This is a genomic window from Patescibacteria group bacterium (assembly GCA_041664365.1).
In the GTDB taxonomy this organism is placed as follows: domain Bacteria; phylum Patescibacteriota; class Patescibacteriia; order UM-FILTER-42-10; family UM-FILTER-42-10; genus JAHJEX01.
Window position 1 is genome coordinate 29,209 of record JBAYKW010000001.1, and the last position, 14,289, is coordinate 43,497.

17 protein-coding genes are annotated in these 14,289 nt (G+C 42.5%); all 17 read left to right on the forward strand.

Going from position 1 to position 14,289, the window contains the following annotated elements:
• The 17 genes from WCW66_00130 to thyA all read left to right on the forward strand — a co-directional run bounded on the left by WCW66_00130 (position 1) and on the right by thyA (position 14,255).
• Positions 1–1,044 (forward strand): vWA domain-containing protein, encoded by a 1,044-nt coding sequence (locus WCW66_00130; GenBank protein ID MFA6391144.1) that lies wholly within the window; start codon positions 1–3, stop codon positions 1,042–1,044.
• 208 nt (positions 1,045–1,252) lie between these two features.
• Positions 1,253–1,702, forward strand: coding sequence for a hypothetical protein (locus WCW66_00135; GenBank protein ID MFA6391145.1), 450 nt, complete (start codon positions 1,253–1,255; stop codon positions 1,700–1,702).
• Between the two features lie 188 nt (positions 1,703–1,890).
• Complete coding sequence (locus WCW66_00140) at positions 1,891–2,295, forward strand: hypothetical protein (GenBank protein ID MFA6391146.1); 405 nt, start codon at positions 1,891–1,893, stop codon at positions 2,293–2,295.
• Between the two features lie 6 nt (positions 2,296–2,301).
• The gene (pheS, locus tag WCW66_00145) at positions 2,302–3,342 is read left to right on the forward strand and encodes a phenylalanine--tRNA ligase subunit alpha (GenBank protein ID MFA6391147.1); all 1,041 of its coding nucleotides are present in this window, start codon (positions 2,302–2,304) and stop codon (positions 3,340–3,342) included.
• Positions 3,343–3,424: 82 nt separating this feature from the next.
• Complete coding sequence (locus WCW66_00150; protein ID MFA6391148.1) at positions 3,425–3,784, forward strand: four helix bundle protein; 360 nt, start codon at positions 3,425–3,427, stop codon at positions 3,782–3,784.
• 83 nt (positions 3,785–3,867) lie between these two features.
• Positions 3,868–6,255: a phenylalanine--tRNA ligase subunit beta gene (gene pheT, locus WCW66_00155; protein MFA6391149.1), complete on the forward strand. Its 2,388-nt coding sequence runs from the start codon at positions 3,868–3,870 to the stop codon at positions 6,253–6,255.
• A gap of 26 nt (positions 6,256–6,281) precedes the next feature.
• Entirely contained in the window at positions 6,282–8,357 is a 2,076-nt protein-coding gene (gene gyrB / locus WCW66_00160) for a DNA topoisomerase (ATP-hydrolyzing) subunit B (GenBank protein ID MFA6391150.1), read from the forward strand.
• 108 nt (positions 8,358–8,465) lie between these two features.
• Positions 8,466–8,660 carry a preprotein translocase subunit SecE gene (secE, locus tag WCW66_00165; protein ID MFA6391151.1) on the forward strand — a complete coding sequence of 65 codons (195 nt, stop codon included), beginning with the start codon at positions 8,466–8,468 and terminating at the stop codon, positions 8,658–8,660.
• A gap of 3 nt (positions 8,661–8,663) precedes the next feature.
• Positions 8,664–9,209 carry a transcription termination/antitermination protein NusG gene (gene nusG / locus WCW66_00170; GenBank protein ID MFA6391152.1) on the forward strand — a complete coding sequence of 182 codons (546 nt, stop codon included), beginning with the start codon at positions 8,664–8,666 and terminating at the stop codon, positions 9,207–9,209.
• An 11-nt stretch (positions 9,210–9,220) separates the two neighbouring features.
• A complete protein-coding gene (locus WCW66_00175) occupies positions 9,221–9,553 on the forward strand; it encodes a nucleoside triphosphate pyrophosphohydrolase (GenBank protein MFA6391153.1) in 333 nt (110 codons plus the stop codon).
• Positions 9,554–9,658: 105 nt separating this feature from the next.
• Positions 9,659–10,084 carry a 50S ribosomal protein L11 gene (gene rplK / locus WCW66_00180; GenBank protein MFA6391154.1) on the forward strand — a complete coding sequence of 142 codons (426 nt, stop codon included), beginning with the start codon at positions 9,659–9,661 and terminating at the stop codon, positions 10,082–10,084.
• A gap of 19 nt (positions 10,085–10,103) precedes the next feature.
• Positions 10,104–10,988 (forward strand): DUF5671 domain-containing protein, encoded by an 885-nt coding sequence (locus WCW66_00185; GenBank protein MFA6391155.1) that lies wholly within the window; start codon positions 10,104–10,106, stop codon positions 10,986–10,988.
• A 61-nt stretch (positions 10,989–11,049) separates the two neighbouring features.
• Complete coding sequence (rplA, locus tag WCW66_00190) at positions 11,050–11,733, forward strand: 50S ribosomal protein L1 (protein ID MFA6391156.1); 684 nt, start codon at positions 11,050–11,052, stop codon at positions 11,731–11,733.
• Between the two features lie 23 nt (positions 11,734–11,756).
• Positions 11,757–12,299 carry a cytidine/deoxycytidylate deaminase family protein gene (locus WCW66_00195; protein ID MFA6391157.1) on the forward strand — a complete coding sequence of 181 codons (543 nt, stop codon included), beginning with the start codon at positions 11,757–11,759 and terminating at the stop codon, positions 12,297–12,299.
• Between the two features lie 12 nt (positions 12,300–12,311).
• A complete protein-coding gene (locus tag WCW66_00200) occupies positions 12,312–12,854 on the forward strand; it encodes an AAA family ATPase (protein ID MFA6391158.1) in 543 nt (180 codons plus the stop codon).
• Positions 12,851–13,273, forward strand: coding sequence for a dUTP diphosphatase (gene dut, locus WCW66_00205; protein MFA6391159.1), 423 nt, complete (start codon positions 12,851–12,853; stop codon positions 13,271–13,273). Before WCW66_00200 ends, dut begins: the two co-directional genes overlap by 4 nt.
• 82 nt (positions 13,274–13,355) lie before the next feature.
• The gene (gene thyA, locus WCW66_00210; GenBank protein MFA6391160.1) at positions 13,356–14,255 is read left to right on the forward strand and encodes a thymidylate synthase; all 900 of its coding nucleotides are present in this window, start codon (positions 13,356–13,358) and stop codon (positions 14,253–14,255) included.
• The last annotated feature ends 34 nt before the right edge of the window (positions 14,256–14,289 follow it).

Sequence of the window (14,289 nt, forward strand, 5' to 3'; positions counted from 1 at the left end):
ATGAAAAATAATGTTGTAAAGAATCAGCAAGGAAGCATAACCATTTTAATGGTCTTCTTTACAATGATAGTAATGTTTCTTTTTGTCTTTTCTAATAATGTTACCGCTACCAGGGAAAAAGTCATTACCCGTAATGCGATTGCGACAGAAAAAGCATTTTACTCGGCACAAACCTGCATTGAAGAAGGATATCTGCAATTACGCACAGATGAAAATTATGCCGGTACAACAATTAATATTAATGGAGTAGAATGCGAAGTAATTCCCCAGCATAATGCCGGTGTAGCTTCGGGCAAACTGGTTGGTACCGGAACATTTTCTGAAAGTGTCAGAACGGTTGCCAGTTATTATGCCGACGCTGGCGCATCAACTGTACGAAACGATACAACGATCTATCATATCATAGACCGCTCAGGCAGTATGGACGATGACGGCAACGGATGCACAGTCGCGGGTTTATATAATCCGACAGACTGTACGAATAACGGCGGTGTGTGGGGTCCTCAGCCGATGATATTTGCCAGAGAAGCGGCAAAGTCTTTTATCAATGAAATGGATCCCGCTTACGACAAAATCGGCGTAGTGCATTATGACGATGTTGCCGGATGTGATTTTATCGCTTCTGCTGATTTATCAGCTGCTCGAGTTGCTGTAGATACGGTTCCGGACCCGGACGGCGGTTATACTAATATCGGTGATGCGATTGCTCTGGCAACAAGTAATATTGTCACATATGCACCAGGTACAGATATAAAGGTGGAAATTATGCTGACAGACGGGGTTACTAACCGACCAAATAATGAGACATACGCCGAACAGTTTGCATTGGATCAGGCAAATATTGCCGACAGCAACGGTATACTAATATTTGCCATTGGACTGGGTAGTAGTGTCAATGAAGATTTTTTAAGAAATGATATAGCTACAGACCCTACTATGTATTTCTACGCGCCTTCGCCGGAAGATTTAGAAGGTATTTATAACCAAATTGCCAACATCATTCTTTCCTACAACATCAGCCAAGACGGCTGGATAGAGGAATAGTTTAATATTTTTTGAGTGTGCAGGCGCGACATCGATGTCGCGCCTGCTTTGATTAGGTATTGACCCCATTAGAAACATTGTTTCTAATGGGGTTGACAATCCTTCTCTGATATGATACCATCCTCGGTCACGCGTGGATCAGGTTTTCACTGAAATGCCCTTGCGCGTGAGGGTGTTTCGCACACGGAAGTGTAAAGGTGGGAGAAGTATGAAGACGGCCATAATCATCGTCCTTGGTCTCGCTATCCTCGCAACCGTGATCGGCGTCAGCGTCTACAGGACGAACCAGGTGTTCGCTCTGCGGGCGATGACCAGCATCCCCGTGCTGGCGCTGACCGACCTCGCCGAAGGAGTGGATTACCGGCTGGAATCGTTCCAGCCTTTCATCCTGCGCAAGGACACGCACTTGAACGAAGCGTACATGGTAATCGTCAGATCCGACAAACTGCCGGTTTCGAGTTACAATCACTTGGCCGCCCTCGTGGTAGCCAAGCAGCTGGTGGAGATCTGCCCCGCAGACTCAACCCAGTCGGCTTCGGCGACGGTGACCACCGTGATCAGCGAAGGCGAAGGAGGCATGACTCGTATTCTGCACCTCCGCCCCCAGTACCTCTGCACGGAGCCCGAACCCAGGTCCATCCCCGCCGGCATTTATTAGCAGCTCTTTCCTTTGCCTCGTTCCCCGAAAGGTTCCCATTCATATCTTGGATGTTCGGAGCCTTTTTTCTTTGGAAAAATGTGGTTTTTTGCCTCTAAATAATGTTTGCTGAAACTGGTAAAATCTGTTACAATCTAAGTGGAAATCTCTTCAAAAAACTACGATGAGATAAGATTCTTTAGTGTCATATGCCTCTAAGAAGATACCTGTTAATTATGGGATTCGGGACCCTCATTTCGTGGGGGGCTTTTGTATTGGTTATTCTGAATATTGACCCGTTCAGCTCCGGATTTGTCGGCCTTTTTTCCTTTTATATCATGCTTTTTTTGGCGTTAATGGGTACATTTGCCTTATTTGGTTTCATTGTACGGGCCGTATTTGTTAAAAGATCAGTATTATTCAGGCATATCGGGGTTTCATTGCGACAGTCAGTATTATTCTCTTCCCTGATTATGGTTTCCTTAATGCTCCAAGCCAACAATCTTTTTACCTGGTGGAACGCGATCTTGCTGATTTTGGGGTTAGGGCTGCTGGAATTCTTCTTTTTAGGCAGGGAAAATCCATTAACTCAACATGAACAGCATCAAGAATAATATTTTATGAAAAAAACACTGGAACAACTGAAACAAAAAGCGCTGGAAGAAATCCAGAAAATTAACGACTCCGAAGGATTAAAAAATCTGGAGATCGAATATTTGGGCAGAAAAGGAAAAATTACTAAGGTACTGAGGGAAATAAAAGATATTTCGGACGAAATGAAACCGGTAATCGGCAAACTGGCCAATGAAATCAAAAATGAATTAGCTGACGCGCTGAAAACAGCGGAAACAAAATTTTCCGTAAATTCGGAAAAAGATACGGATTTTTTCGATCCCACTTTGCCTGGCGTCAGGATGCAGGAAGGACATCTTCATCCGATCACCCAGATGCTGGAAAAAATATGGGACGTTTTCCGTTCCATGAATTTTGATATTGTCGAAGGGCCGGAAATAGAAAATGATTATTACAATTTCCAGGCTTTGAATGTACCGGCGGACCATCCGGCACGTGATATGCAGGATACTTTTTATATAAAGCATGAAAAAAAAGCGCCTCTCGATAAATATGGCGAATTGCTGTTAAGAACCCATACTTCTTCCGCATCGCAGGTCAGAACGATGGAAAAAAACAAACCACCACTACGTGTGATTGTCACCGGCAAATGCTATCGCCGTGATGAAGATATTTCCCACACACCGATGTTCCACCAATTCGACGGTGTTGCAGTCGATACCGATATTACTTTTTCCGATCTGAAAGGAACGCTCCATTATGCCATGAGGGAGATTTTGGAAAAAGATATTAAGGTCCGTTTCAGAATTTCTTATTTTCCGTTTGTTGAACCGGGGGCGGAATTTGATATCTCCTGCACCATCTGTGACGGCAAAGGATGTCCGACCTGTAAAAATACCGGCTGGCTCGAGATGGGCGGTTGCGGGATGATCCATCCGAATGTTTTGAAAGCAGCTAATTACGATCCGAAAAAGTACCAGGGGTTTGCATTCGGCTTTGGCATTGAAAGACCTTTGATGATTAAACACAAAATTGCTGACATCCGCGCTTTGTTTGAAAATGATATCAGATTTTTAAAACAATTTTGATATTGGTAGGTAGTAAGTAGTATGTGGTGGGTCGAGAGTCGGTGGGGGGTAGGTAGCTATTAAAACTATTATAATATAGATTATGGCGAAAAATTATGAAAACTTAGATGTCTGGAAAAGTAGTATTGTACTTAACAAGGATATTTATTTGATAACTCAAGATTTTCCTAAGGAAGAATTGTATGGTCTAACTTCTCAGATTAGAAGAGCGTCAGTTTCGGTTGCTTCTAATATTGCGGAAGGTGCGGGTAGAGCTTCTAAGCCGGATTTTAGCAGATTTATTAATATTTCTTTAGGTTCGCTCAATGAGGTCGAGAGCCTGTTATTTATTGCGCGTGAATTGAAGTATTTGAATTCAAATAAATTTAATGAGCTTAAAGGTTCTATAGAAAAACTAGGTGCAGGACTGGGAGCTTTCAAAAAGTATTTATCTAAAGAATGAAATAACCTTCAATTGTTAAAATCCTACCTACAAAACTTATCCAATAACCACCAACAACGTTCAACATTCTACCTACTAATAATATGAAAGTTTCCCTTAATTGGTTAAAAGAATATGTCGCGATCCGGACAACTCCAGAAAAACTGGCAGATGATTTGACGATCCGTTCGGTTGAAGTGAACACGATCGAAAAAGCGGGTGGCAATATTTCTAAAGTGGTAGTCGCAGAAATTTTAGCTATCAAAAAACATCCCAACGCCGACAAACTTAACTTGGTCACAGTTGATAACGGCAGTGAAAAATTTGAAGTGGTCTGCGGGGGAGTTAATATCGAACCGGAATCTGTCGGCAGGAAAGTGCCGTTCGCGATGGTGGGTGCGAAATTACCGAGCGGCATGGAGCTGAAAAAAGCGAATATCCGGGGCGTGGAATCCTGCGGGATGATCTGCTCGGCTGAGGAATTGGGATTGCCGAAAAAGGGTGATCATGAAATTTTATTTTTAAGAGACAACGCAAACCTTGGAACTGATGTAGTCAAAGAACTGGGATTGGATGACGTTGTATTAGATTTGGATGTACTGGCAAACCGGCCGGATCTGATGGGGCACTTCGGTGTTGCCCGTGAGATTGCGGCGATTACGGGATTGAAACTCAAAAAGGAATTATACGATATTAAAGAGACTGCAAAAAAGAACAAAACTGTAAATGTGGAAGTAAGTGATGTTAAATTATGCCCGCGTTATTCAGCGCTGGTAATCAGCGGAATAAAAATCGGACCATCACCGGATTGGATGCGGAAGCGCTTGGAGTCAGTCGGAGTGCGGTCGATCAATAATATTGTGGATTTAACAAACTACATCATGCTGGATCGCGGTCAGCCTTTGCATGCATTTGATTATGATAAAATTAAAGGGAATACGATGACAGTTCGCCCGGCAAAAAAAGGCGAGCAGATAAAAACATTGGACGGTAAAATTTGGAACCTTGAACCGGGTATGTTGATTATTGAAGATGGAGAGAGAATAATCGACCTAGCCGGAATCATGGGCGGTGCGAACAGCGAAATCGGCGATAAGACTACGACCATTGTTTTACAGGCAGCAACCTTCGATCCAATTTCTATCCGTCGTACTTCGCGCAAGCTGGGGCACAGGACTGATGCGGTTGGCCGTTATGAAAAAATGGTTGACCCGAATCAAACGCTAGCGCATTTAACTTATACATATACGCTTTTGAAAGAAATGTTGCCGGATGCAGTACTGGAGCAGGTTATTGATACAGGAAAATGGCAGATTGAACCGGCAAAAATTACAGTCGGTACTGACCGGATTGAAAACATTTTAGGAATTAAAATTCCGGTCAAAGAAATTATTTCCATATTAAATTCACTGGGCGCTGAAGTAACCAAACGAGGAAAAAATTCACTGGATGTATTAGCACCAACATTCCGCCCGGATCTGAAAATTCCGGAGGATATTATTGAAGAAATATCAAGAATCTACGGGTATAACAAGCTGGGTGAATCCGTCCCGACCGGTGATCTGGAACCGCCGAAGGAGCCGAAATATCTGTCCCGGATCAGAAAGATTAAAACATATCTTAAAGGAAAAGGATTTACAGAAGTCTATAATTATTCCTTCACCAGCGGTGAAAATATAAAGAAACTCGGGTTGAAGACCATGGATCATATTGAAATCGCCAATCCGCTGGCCTCGAATCAGCAATATATGCGGACGGAACTGCTGTCGAGTCTTTTAAATAATGTCCACGAAAATCTGAAACATACAGAAAACCTGAAACTGTTTGAACTGTCCAATGTATATTTTCCAAGGACCGGTGGCGAGACTCACGAAGCGCCGTTATTAACCGCGGTTGTCTGTGGTCAATCAAAAGATGGAAAAGATTTCTTTGAACTGAAGGGGTTTTTGGAACAACTTTTCGAAGAGCAGAATGTAAAATATGAAAGTGAACTGCTCGAAAAATCCGGAGCAGGTGATTGCCCGTATTGGGATGCATATAATACAAATAAATCATTAAAATTCAGTCATAACGGCAAAGTAATTGCGACAATGTCACAACTATCCGGAGCAGTTGCCAAAAATTTTGATCTGGACCGGCCGGTTTACTTTATGGTTGTGTTTCTGGATTATCTGACAAATTTAAAAATATTTAATGTATTACCAAAATACCCCAGTGTAATGCTGGATGTAGCTTTTATAATTGATCAGAAAATTTTGTACAAGGAGATTGAGAAGGTAGCCTGGCAAGCCGGCGGAACATTGCTCGCGCGGGTAGAACTGTTTGATGTTTATATCGGCAAGCAAATCGGCGAAGGAAAGAAAAGTATGGCGCTCCATCTGGATTACCGTGCCAATGACCGGACATTAGCACTTGCAGAAGCGCAAAAATTTCATAATCAAATAATTAAATCATTAGAAATAAAATTTAATGCTCAGGTTCGAGCAGAATAACACTTGAAGAAAGGCAGAACAAATTTATGGCAAAAAAGAAAGTAACTAAACCAGCGAAAAAAACCGCAGTACCAAAGCCGTCTAAAAAGGTTTCGGACGGCAAGCCGGAATATACCGCCAAACAGATTACTGTTTTGGAAGGATTGGCGCCGGTCAGAAAACGTCCCGGAATGTACATCGGCAACACCGCCGAAGCCGGATTACACCATTTGATTTGGGAAGTGGTGGACAACGGAATTGACGAGGCGATGGGCGGTAATGCCAATCTGATTGAAGTAAAACTCCTGCCGGACGGAATGGTATCAGTATATGACAATGGACGTGGTATCCCGGTGGAAAGACACAGTGTGACAAAAAAATCCGCGCTGGAAACAGTCATGACCACACTGCATGCCGGCGGTAAATTCGGCGAAGGCGGATATAAAGTTTCCGGTGGTTTGCACGGAGTCGGTGTTTCGGTTGTAAACGCATTGTCGGAATATCTCCGTGCGGAAATAAAAAGAGACGGTAAGTTATGGATGCAGGAATATAAAAGAGGAAAAGCCGTCGCTAAGGTAAAACCAATCGGCAAAGCGGTGGGGACCGGGACAAAAGTTATCTTTAAACCGGATCCGGAAATATTTACCGTCTTGGAATTCAACTGGAAAACGGTATTGGACCACATCAGACAGCAGGCATATCTGACAAAAGGTGTCCGCCTGAAAGTCGATGATCATCGAGATAAAAATAATTTAAAAAGCCATACCTTTTATTTTGAGGGAGGTATCGCTTCCTATGTTAAACAGCTGAATACTAATAAAGCTGCCAAGCAGGAAAATATTTTTTACGTGGAAAAAGAAGAGGACGGTATCAATGTTGAGGTTGCTTTCCAGTATAATGACGATTTTACGGAAAATGTATTTTCTTTTGCGAATAATATTCATACGGTTGAAGGCGGTATGCATCTCGTCGGTTTTCGAACTGCATTAACGAGAGCACTGAATAACTATGCTAGGAAACAGGGATTCCTAAAGGAGAATGATGACAACCTGTCAGGCGATGATGTGCGGGAAGGACTGACGGCGGTAATCAGCGTGAAAGTACCGAATCCGCAGTTTGAAGGTCAGACCAAAGCGAAACTGGGTAATGCTGAAGTGCGACCGGCCGTGGAAACTGTTTTTTCTGAAACACTGCAGAACTTTTTGGAAGAAAATCCCCGTGATGCCCGTGAGATAATCGGAAAGACCTTGCTGGCTGCGCAAGCCAGAGTCGCGGCCAGAGCGGCCCGTGATTCTGTTATCAGAAAAGGGGCGCTCGACGGCATTACGTTGCCGGGAAAACTGTCCGATTGTGCGTCACGCAATCCGGCTGACTCGGAAGTGTTCATTGTCGAGGGAGATTCTGCCGGTGGTTCCGCCAAACAGGGAAGAGACCGCAACATTCAAGCCATCCTTCCATTGCGCGGAAAGATTCTGAACGTGGAGAGAGCGCGTCTCGATAAAATGCTGGCTAATAACGAAATCAAATCATTAATTCTGGCGCTGGGCACCAATATTGGTGAACAGTTTGATATCGCCAAGATCCGTTATCACAAAGTTGTAATCATGACCGATGCTGACGTGGACGGCGCGCATATCAGAACACTGCTTCTCACAATCTTTTACCGCTATCTGCCGAATATCATCGAGCAGGGATTTCTGTATATCGCACAGCCTCCTTTATACCGTCTGCAAAAAGGAAAAGATGTCCGCTTTGTTTATACGGATGCGGAAAAAGAAAAAGCAATTGTCTCCATGCAATCGGTAATCAAAGCTAAAGCGGAAGAAAAAAAGAAACCGGTAAATGTGGAAGTTGTGGAAACAGATGAAAATCCGGCAGAAGTGGGCGTGGGAGAAAGTATTTCCGGTATCACCATTCAAAGGTATAAGGGTTTAGGAGAAATGAGCCCACAGATGCTTTGGGATACAACCATGAATCCGGCGACCAGAATGCTGATGCAGGTAAAGATTGATGACGCGGAAGCAGCAAATGAAATATTTGATGTTCTGATGGGTGCGGACGTAGCGCCACGCAAGCGGTTTATCCATACGCACGCAAAAGCGGTCAAAAATCTGGATATTTAGCGCAATTTCACAAATTTTAAGCGAAGCACTTGCAAATTATTTCGATTTCGGGTATGATTTAAATACAGAAAAATCAGAGCCCGACAAGGGCTTTTTAAAGACCAAAAAATGCCTATAACCAACAACAAAATATTTCGATATTTCAAAGAATCGAAAGACGAACTTAGGAAAGTAACCTGGCCCAGCCGCAAGGAGGCGATTAAGCACACTTTGATCGTAATTGGTGTCAGTGTGTCAGTAGCCTTGTTTTTAGGACTGGCCGATTTTCTTATGAATATGGGTCTTGAGCAATTAATAAAATAAGCAATGCCAAAACAAACCGCTAAACATGGAAAACGTTGGTATGTATTACATACTTATTCGGGATATGAAGAAAATGTTTCCCGAAATCTTCGACAGAGAATTGAATCAATGGATATGGAGGATAAGATTTTCAACGTTTTGATTCCTACCGAAAAGAAGATCAAGATAAAAAATGGTAAACGTAAAATTGTAACGGAAAAAATATTCCCCGGTTATGTGCTGGTGGAAATGATCGTTACTGATGAATCATGGTACGTGGTGAGAAATACACCGAATGTTACCGGATTTGTGGGTACCGGCACTACGCCAACACCTATATCTGAAGATGAAGTGAAGAATCTACAGAAAAGAATGGGAATTGAAGAGCCGAAATATAAGATTGACGTGTCAGTCGGCGATCCGGTACGGATTGTGGACGGACCTTTTAAAGAAATGGAAGGAAAAGTTTCTGAAGTTGATGATGCCCGTGGAAAAGTTAAAGTACTGGTATCGATGTTCGGCCGGGAAACGCCTACCGAACTGGATTCACTTCAGATTAAGAAACTGTAAAGAATATTAACGTGAAGGATGTAGAATACAACAAACTGGTACGTGACCGTATCCCAGAAGTGATCGAAGCTTCCGGTGACGAGTGTCAGTATGAACAAATGGAAGAAGATGAATATCGGACAATGCTCAGAGAAAAGTTTGTTGAAGAGGCAAAGGAACTAATAGCTGCTGACGGTAAAGATGAGATTATCAACGAACTCGCTGATTTACTGGAACTGGTTGAAGCGGTTCAAGATCTGGAACAGATATCTCCCGATGATGTCGCAGATAAGAAAAATATGAAAAAGGAAGAGCGGGGAGGATTTGAAAACAGGATAAAATTAATCAGTATTAAAGAGTCTTAAAAAGCTTTAAGGTTGAACTCCGTGGTCAGTACATTGCTTCTAGATGTATTTAACTCCGGAAACTTAAATCTTCAATCGAAAATCTCATAACTTAAATCTATCAAAATGGCAAAGAAAATAAAGACAGTCATCAAACTACAAATTCAGGCGGGAAAAGCAAATCCAGCGCCTCCGGTCGGGCCGGCATTAGGCCAGCACGGCTTAAATATCCAGGAATTCTGTACTAAATTCAATAACGAAACAAAGGATCTCGGCGGAGATATTATTCCGGTTGAAATCACTGTATTTGAAGACAGGACTTATTCCTTTATCCTTAAGACACCACCGGCAGCAGAACTACTCAAAAAAGCGGCTGGTATTCAAAAGGGCTCCAGTAATTCATTGATCACCAAAGTGGGCAAAGTAACCAAAGCGCAAATCAAGGAAATAGCCGAAAAGAAAATGCCGGATCTGAATGCCAATGACATCGAAGGTGCGATGAAAATTATTGAAGGTACTGCCCGTCAAATGGGGCTTACAGTCGAAAAATAATTATTAATCGACAAATTCAATGGATGAACAACAACCAAGTAAGCAAAAAAAAGGGAATCTAATCAGACACATATATTTTTATATTGCGTCATTTATTACTCTGGCACTGGTTGTCGGTTCTTTGATTGCATTAATCAACCTGGGTTTGAAAACATGGGTATTTTCTGATGCCAATAATGATCCGTATCGTGTCGGACCACCACCCGTACTCTATTTCAATTCGGATGTAGATCCGAAAGCGATTGAGGATGCTGATGGCATAGACTGCGCAGAGGAATGCCAGATTACAGATGATAATAAGACCATCATTAGTTCCTGGGAAGATAGCTATGCGATCTGGAAGGAAACAGCCGAGAATCCTAATTATCAGAATTCACGTTCCGCAGTTGCCGCGCTGTCATTCCTGATTATCGCGCTACCGATATTTATTATCCATTTCCGATCCGTGCAGAAAGATGCCAAGAAAGAGGGCAATTCAACTGTTATGCGCCCAATTTATTTCTACTTAGTGTCTTTGGGAGCACTGTTAATGTTTGTGATTGCTGGTGGTATAATGATCAACCTAGTTTTGAAAACCTGGATTTTCCCGGCCGCATCAGAAGCTGACAGATTGAACCAGAAAGTATACAGTCAGGAGAATTCCATGGTTATGGAAAAAGGCACTGTACAAAGCATTATTGACTGCGCGGAAAAGTGCCAGCTTGAAGAAGCGACTGTTACGAACGCTAAAGGATGGCTGGTTGATTACGAAACTTGGCAGAATTTATCCCAAACTTCATTTGATAATACTCAAACTGAAGCCGCACGCAATCTACCGTTTATCCTTTTAGGTATCCCGTTGTTCTGGTACCATTGGCGGACTGTGCGCAGGGAACAGGAATCTCATAAAAAATTAGAAGAATAAATAATAATTAACTTGTGGGACCTCGGCAAAACCGGGGGTTTGCACCACGAAGGGAAATACAATGACCAAAAAAAGTAAGCGTTATATCGAAGCAAGCAAGAAAATCGACAAAACTAAGGTCTATCCGATAGCGGAAGCGATTAATATTATCAGAGAAACATCTACCACCAAGTTTGATTCTTCGGTGGAGGTGCACATCAGTCTGGGAATCGATACCAAGAAAGCGGATCAAATGATCAGAGGAACCTTTTTGATCCCTCATGGTTTGGGTAAAAAACTACGGATTGCAGCTTTTGTATCTCCGGAAAAAGAAAAAGAAGCGAAAGAGGCAGGTGCGGATATTATCGGCGATGAATCAGTGATTAAAGAGATAAAATCCACCAAAAAATGCGATTTTGACATTGCTATTGCTGAACCGCAGATTATGAAAAATTTGGGCAGTATTGCCAAAATTCTGGGTCAGAAAGGCTTAATGCCAAACCCTAAAACCGATACCATTACCAAAGATGTGAAGAAAACTATTTCCGAATTAGTATCCGGCAAAGCTATGTACCGTTCCGATGATTCCGGTAATGTACACCAGATGATCGGCAAGGTATCTTTTGATGATCAGAAACTGAAAGAGAATTTTGAAGTACTGATGGATGCGATTAAAAAAGCCAGACCGGAGTCACTGAAAGGTTCATACATTAAGCAGGTCCATATGGCGAGTTCCATGGGACCAAGCGTAAAAGTAGCTTTTTAACCATAAACTTTAGGGAGAGGAATATGGAAAAAGAAACCAAAAAACATGTTCGCCCGTCGTGGGATGATTATTTCATGGCGATTGCAAAAATTATCGGAACACGCAGTACTTGTGACCGCCTTTATCAAGGCGCTGTTTTGGTTAAAGACCGGAGAATTATTTCCACCGGCTATAACGGTTCGCCTCCCGGTCTGCCGCACTGTGATGATATAGGGCATCTAATGGAAGAGGGGCACTGCGTCAGAACCATTCACGGAGAACACAATGCTATTCTTCAGGCTGCCACAATTTCGGGAACAAATACTCAAGGGTCGATATTGTATATGAAATACAGCCCCTGCATACATTGCACAAAATATATTATTGCCGCTGGCATTAAAAAAGTTGTGATGGGAAAAGTATACCGCAATTCGAAAGTAGTGGATTTCCTTAAAGAAGCGGGGATTGAAGTGGAGGTCTATCAGGAAAATAAAGAATGGCAGGAACAATTGCAGGAAATATTTGCGGAAGAGATAGAAGTAATGAAACCGGATGAGGGTGATGTGGAAATGAAAACCAAAAAATAATAGATTATCTACATGGACAGACAAGTTCTTGGATTCACAGGACTGATCGCAAGCGGAAAAGGTACCGCTTGCAAATATCTGAGCGAAAAATACGGAGCCGAAAGTTTCCGTTTTTCGACTATTCTGCGGGATGTGGCGGACCGGGTGTATTTACCGCAGACCAGGGAAAACCTGCAGAATATTTCTCAAGTGCTGAGAGAAAACTTTTCCCAGGATATTTTATCGAAAGCAATCGCTGAGGATGTGAAAAAAGCCAAAGTAGATGTGATAGTAATTGACGGTGTCCGGCGTTGGACGGATATTGAACATCTGAAAGCGATCCCGGGATTCAAACTGGTCAGCCTGCAGGTAGATGCGAAAACCCGTTATGAACGGCTCGTAAAAAGGGCGGAAAATCCTGGTGATGAATTAAAAACTTGGGAGGAATTTCAGAAAGACAGCGCAGCGGAAGCGGAAGTACATATTCAAGAAATGATTGAAAAAGCAGATGTGATTATTGATAATAACGGAACGATGGAAGATTTTAATAAACAATTAGATAATCTGCTCGGATGAAGATAAAAATAAAGCGACTACATCCGGATTTGCAGATCCCAAAGTACGCACACCCGGGCGATGCTGGAATGGATATTTATTCCTTGGAAGAGATAACATTAAAGCCGGGTAAAAGACATCATTTTAAAACCGGGTTTGCCCTGGAATTACCGGAAGGATACGTGGCATTGGTCTGGGATAAAAGCGGGCTGGCTTCAAAATACGGAATCACTAGTTTTGGCGGGGTGATTGAATATACTTATCGTGGTGAATACGGAGTAGTTTTATATAATGCCGGCGAGGAGGATTTTGTCATTAACAAGGGGGATAAAATCGCACAACTTTTAATTCAAAAAATTGAAACAGCGGAAATTGAGGAAGTGGATGAACTCTCTGAATCACCCAGGGGTGAAGGCGGATTTGGAAGTACGGGCAAGTAGATTAGGGTTTAGGGATTAGGGAGTAGGTGGCGAGCTTGCTCGCCTTATAAATAAGAAGCATCAAGTTGAATTTTAGATAGTAATGAAACAATATCTCGATTTATTACAAACGATTGTTGACAAGGGTGTCGATAAATCCGACCGCACCGGAACGGGAACGCGCAGTCATTTTGGCTATCAAATGCGGGTGAATCTACAGGACGGGTTCCCGCTTTTAACCACCAAAAAAATGTTTGTGAAAGGAATAATTCACGAACTGCTTTGGTTTCTAACCGGTGATACGAATATCAAATATCTGGTGGACCGAGGAGTAAAAATATGGAATGAATGGCCGTACGAAACATATAAGGCAAGTTCGGAATATCAGAATGAATCGCTGGACGAATTTGTGGAAAAAATAAAATCAGAAACAAGTTTTGCGGAAAAATGGGGAGACTTAGGTCCGGTTTACGGCAAGCAGTGGATCCGCTGGGAAGCGCCGGACGGAACAAAAATCAACCAGATTCAGAACGCGGTGGATATGATTAAATCTAATCCGGATTCCAGAAGGATTCTGGTCAGCGGGTGGAACGTAGCGGATATCCAAAGTTTAGTTCAAGGTAAGAAATCTGCTCCGCCACTCTGCCATACCGTGTTTCAGTTTTACGTAGTAAACGGCAGATTATCCTGCCAGCTTTATCAGCGCAGTGCCGATGTATTTTTAGGCGTGCCTTTTAATATTGCCTCATATTCGCTACTCACGATGATGATGGCGCAGGTGACCGGACTTGAGTCGGGAGATTTCATCCATACGTTCGGGGATGTACACATTTATAATAATCACATGGATCAGGTAAAACTCCAGCTTTCCCGCTCCCCGAAGAAACTTCCGGTGATGAAAATAAATCCGGATGTTAAGGATATATTTCAATTTAAGTTTGAAGATTTTTCTCTAGAGGATTATGACCCGCATCCGAGGATTGTCGCCCAAATAGCTGTTTAGGATGACGGGAAGAAAAAAATATCTGAATCTTGAT

Bases quoted from the DNA above. Each gene is read 5' to 3' on its own strand.
- WCW66_00130 (MFA6391144.1), top strand. From the start codon at position 1: ATGAAAAATAATGTTGTAAAGAATCAGCAAGGAAGCATAACCATTTTA.
- WCW66_00135 (MFA6391145.1), top strand. From the start codon at position 1,253: ATGAAGACGGCCATAATCATCGTCCTTGGTCTCGCTATCCTCGCAACC.
- WCW66_00140 (MFA6391146.1), top strand. From the start codon at position 1,891: ATGCCTCTAAGAAGATACCTGTTAATTATGGGATTCGGGACCCTCATT.
- pheS (MFA6391147.1), top strand. From the start codon at position 2,302: ATGAAAAAAACACTGGAACAACTGAAACAAAAAGCGCTGGAAGAAATC.
- WCW66_00150 (MFA6391148.1), top strand. From the start codon at position 3,425: ATGGCGAAAAATTATGAAAACTTAGATGTCTGGAAAAGTAGTATTGTA.
- pheT (MFA6391149.1), top strand. From the start codon at position 3,868: ATGAAAGTTTCCCTTAATTGGTTAAAAGAATATGTCGCGATCCGGACA.
- gyrB (MFA6391150.1), top strand. From the start codon at position 6,282: ATGGCAAAAAAGAAAGTAACTAAACCAGCGAAAAAAACCGCAGTACCA.
- secE (MFA6391151.1), top strand. From the start codon at position 8,466: ATGCCTATAACCAACAACAAAATATTTCGATATTTCAAAGAATCGAAA.
- nusG (MFA6391152.1), top strand. From the start codon at position 8,664: ATGCCAAAACAAACCGCTAAACATGGAAAACGTTGGTATGTATTACAT.
- rplK (MFA6391154.1), top strand. From the start codon at position 9,659: ATGGCAAAGAAAATAAAGACAGTCATCAAACTACAAATTCAGGCGGGA.
- WCW66_00185 (MFA6391155.1), top strand. From the start codon at position 10,104: ATGGATGAACAACAACCAAGTAAGCAAAAAAAAGGGAATCTAATCAGA.
- rplA (MFA6391156.1), top strand. From the start codon at position 11,050: ATGACCAAAAAAAGTAAGCGTTATATCGAAGCAAGCAAGAAAATCGAC.
- WCW66_00195 (MFA6391157.1), top strand. From the start codon at position 11,757: ATGGAAAAAGAAACCAAAAAACATGTTCGCCCGTCGTGGGATGATTAT.
- WCW66_00200 (MFA6391158.1), top strand. From the start codon at position 12,312: ATGGACAGACAAGTTCTTGGATTCACAGGACTGATCGCAAGCGGAAAA.
- dut (MFA6391159.1), top strand. From the start codon at position 12,851: ATGAAGATAAAAATAAAGCGACTACATCCGGATTTGCAGATCCCAAAG.
- thyA (MFA6391160.1), top strand. From the start codon at position 13,356: ATGAAACAATATCTCGATTTATTACAAACGATTGTTGACAAGGGTGTC.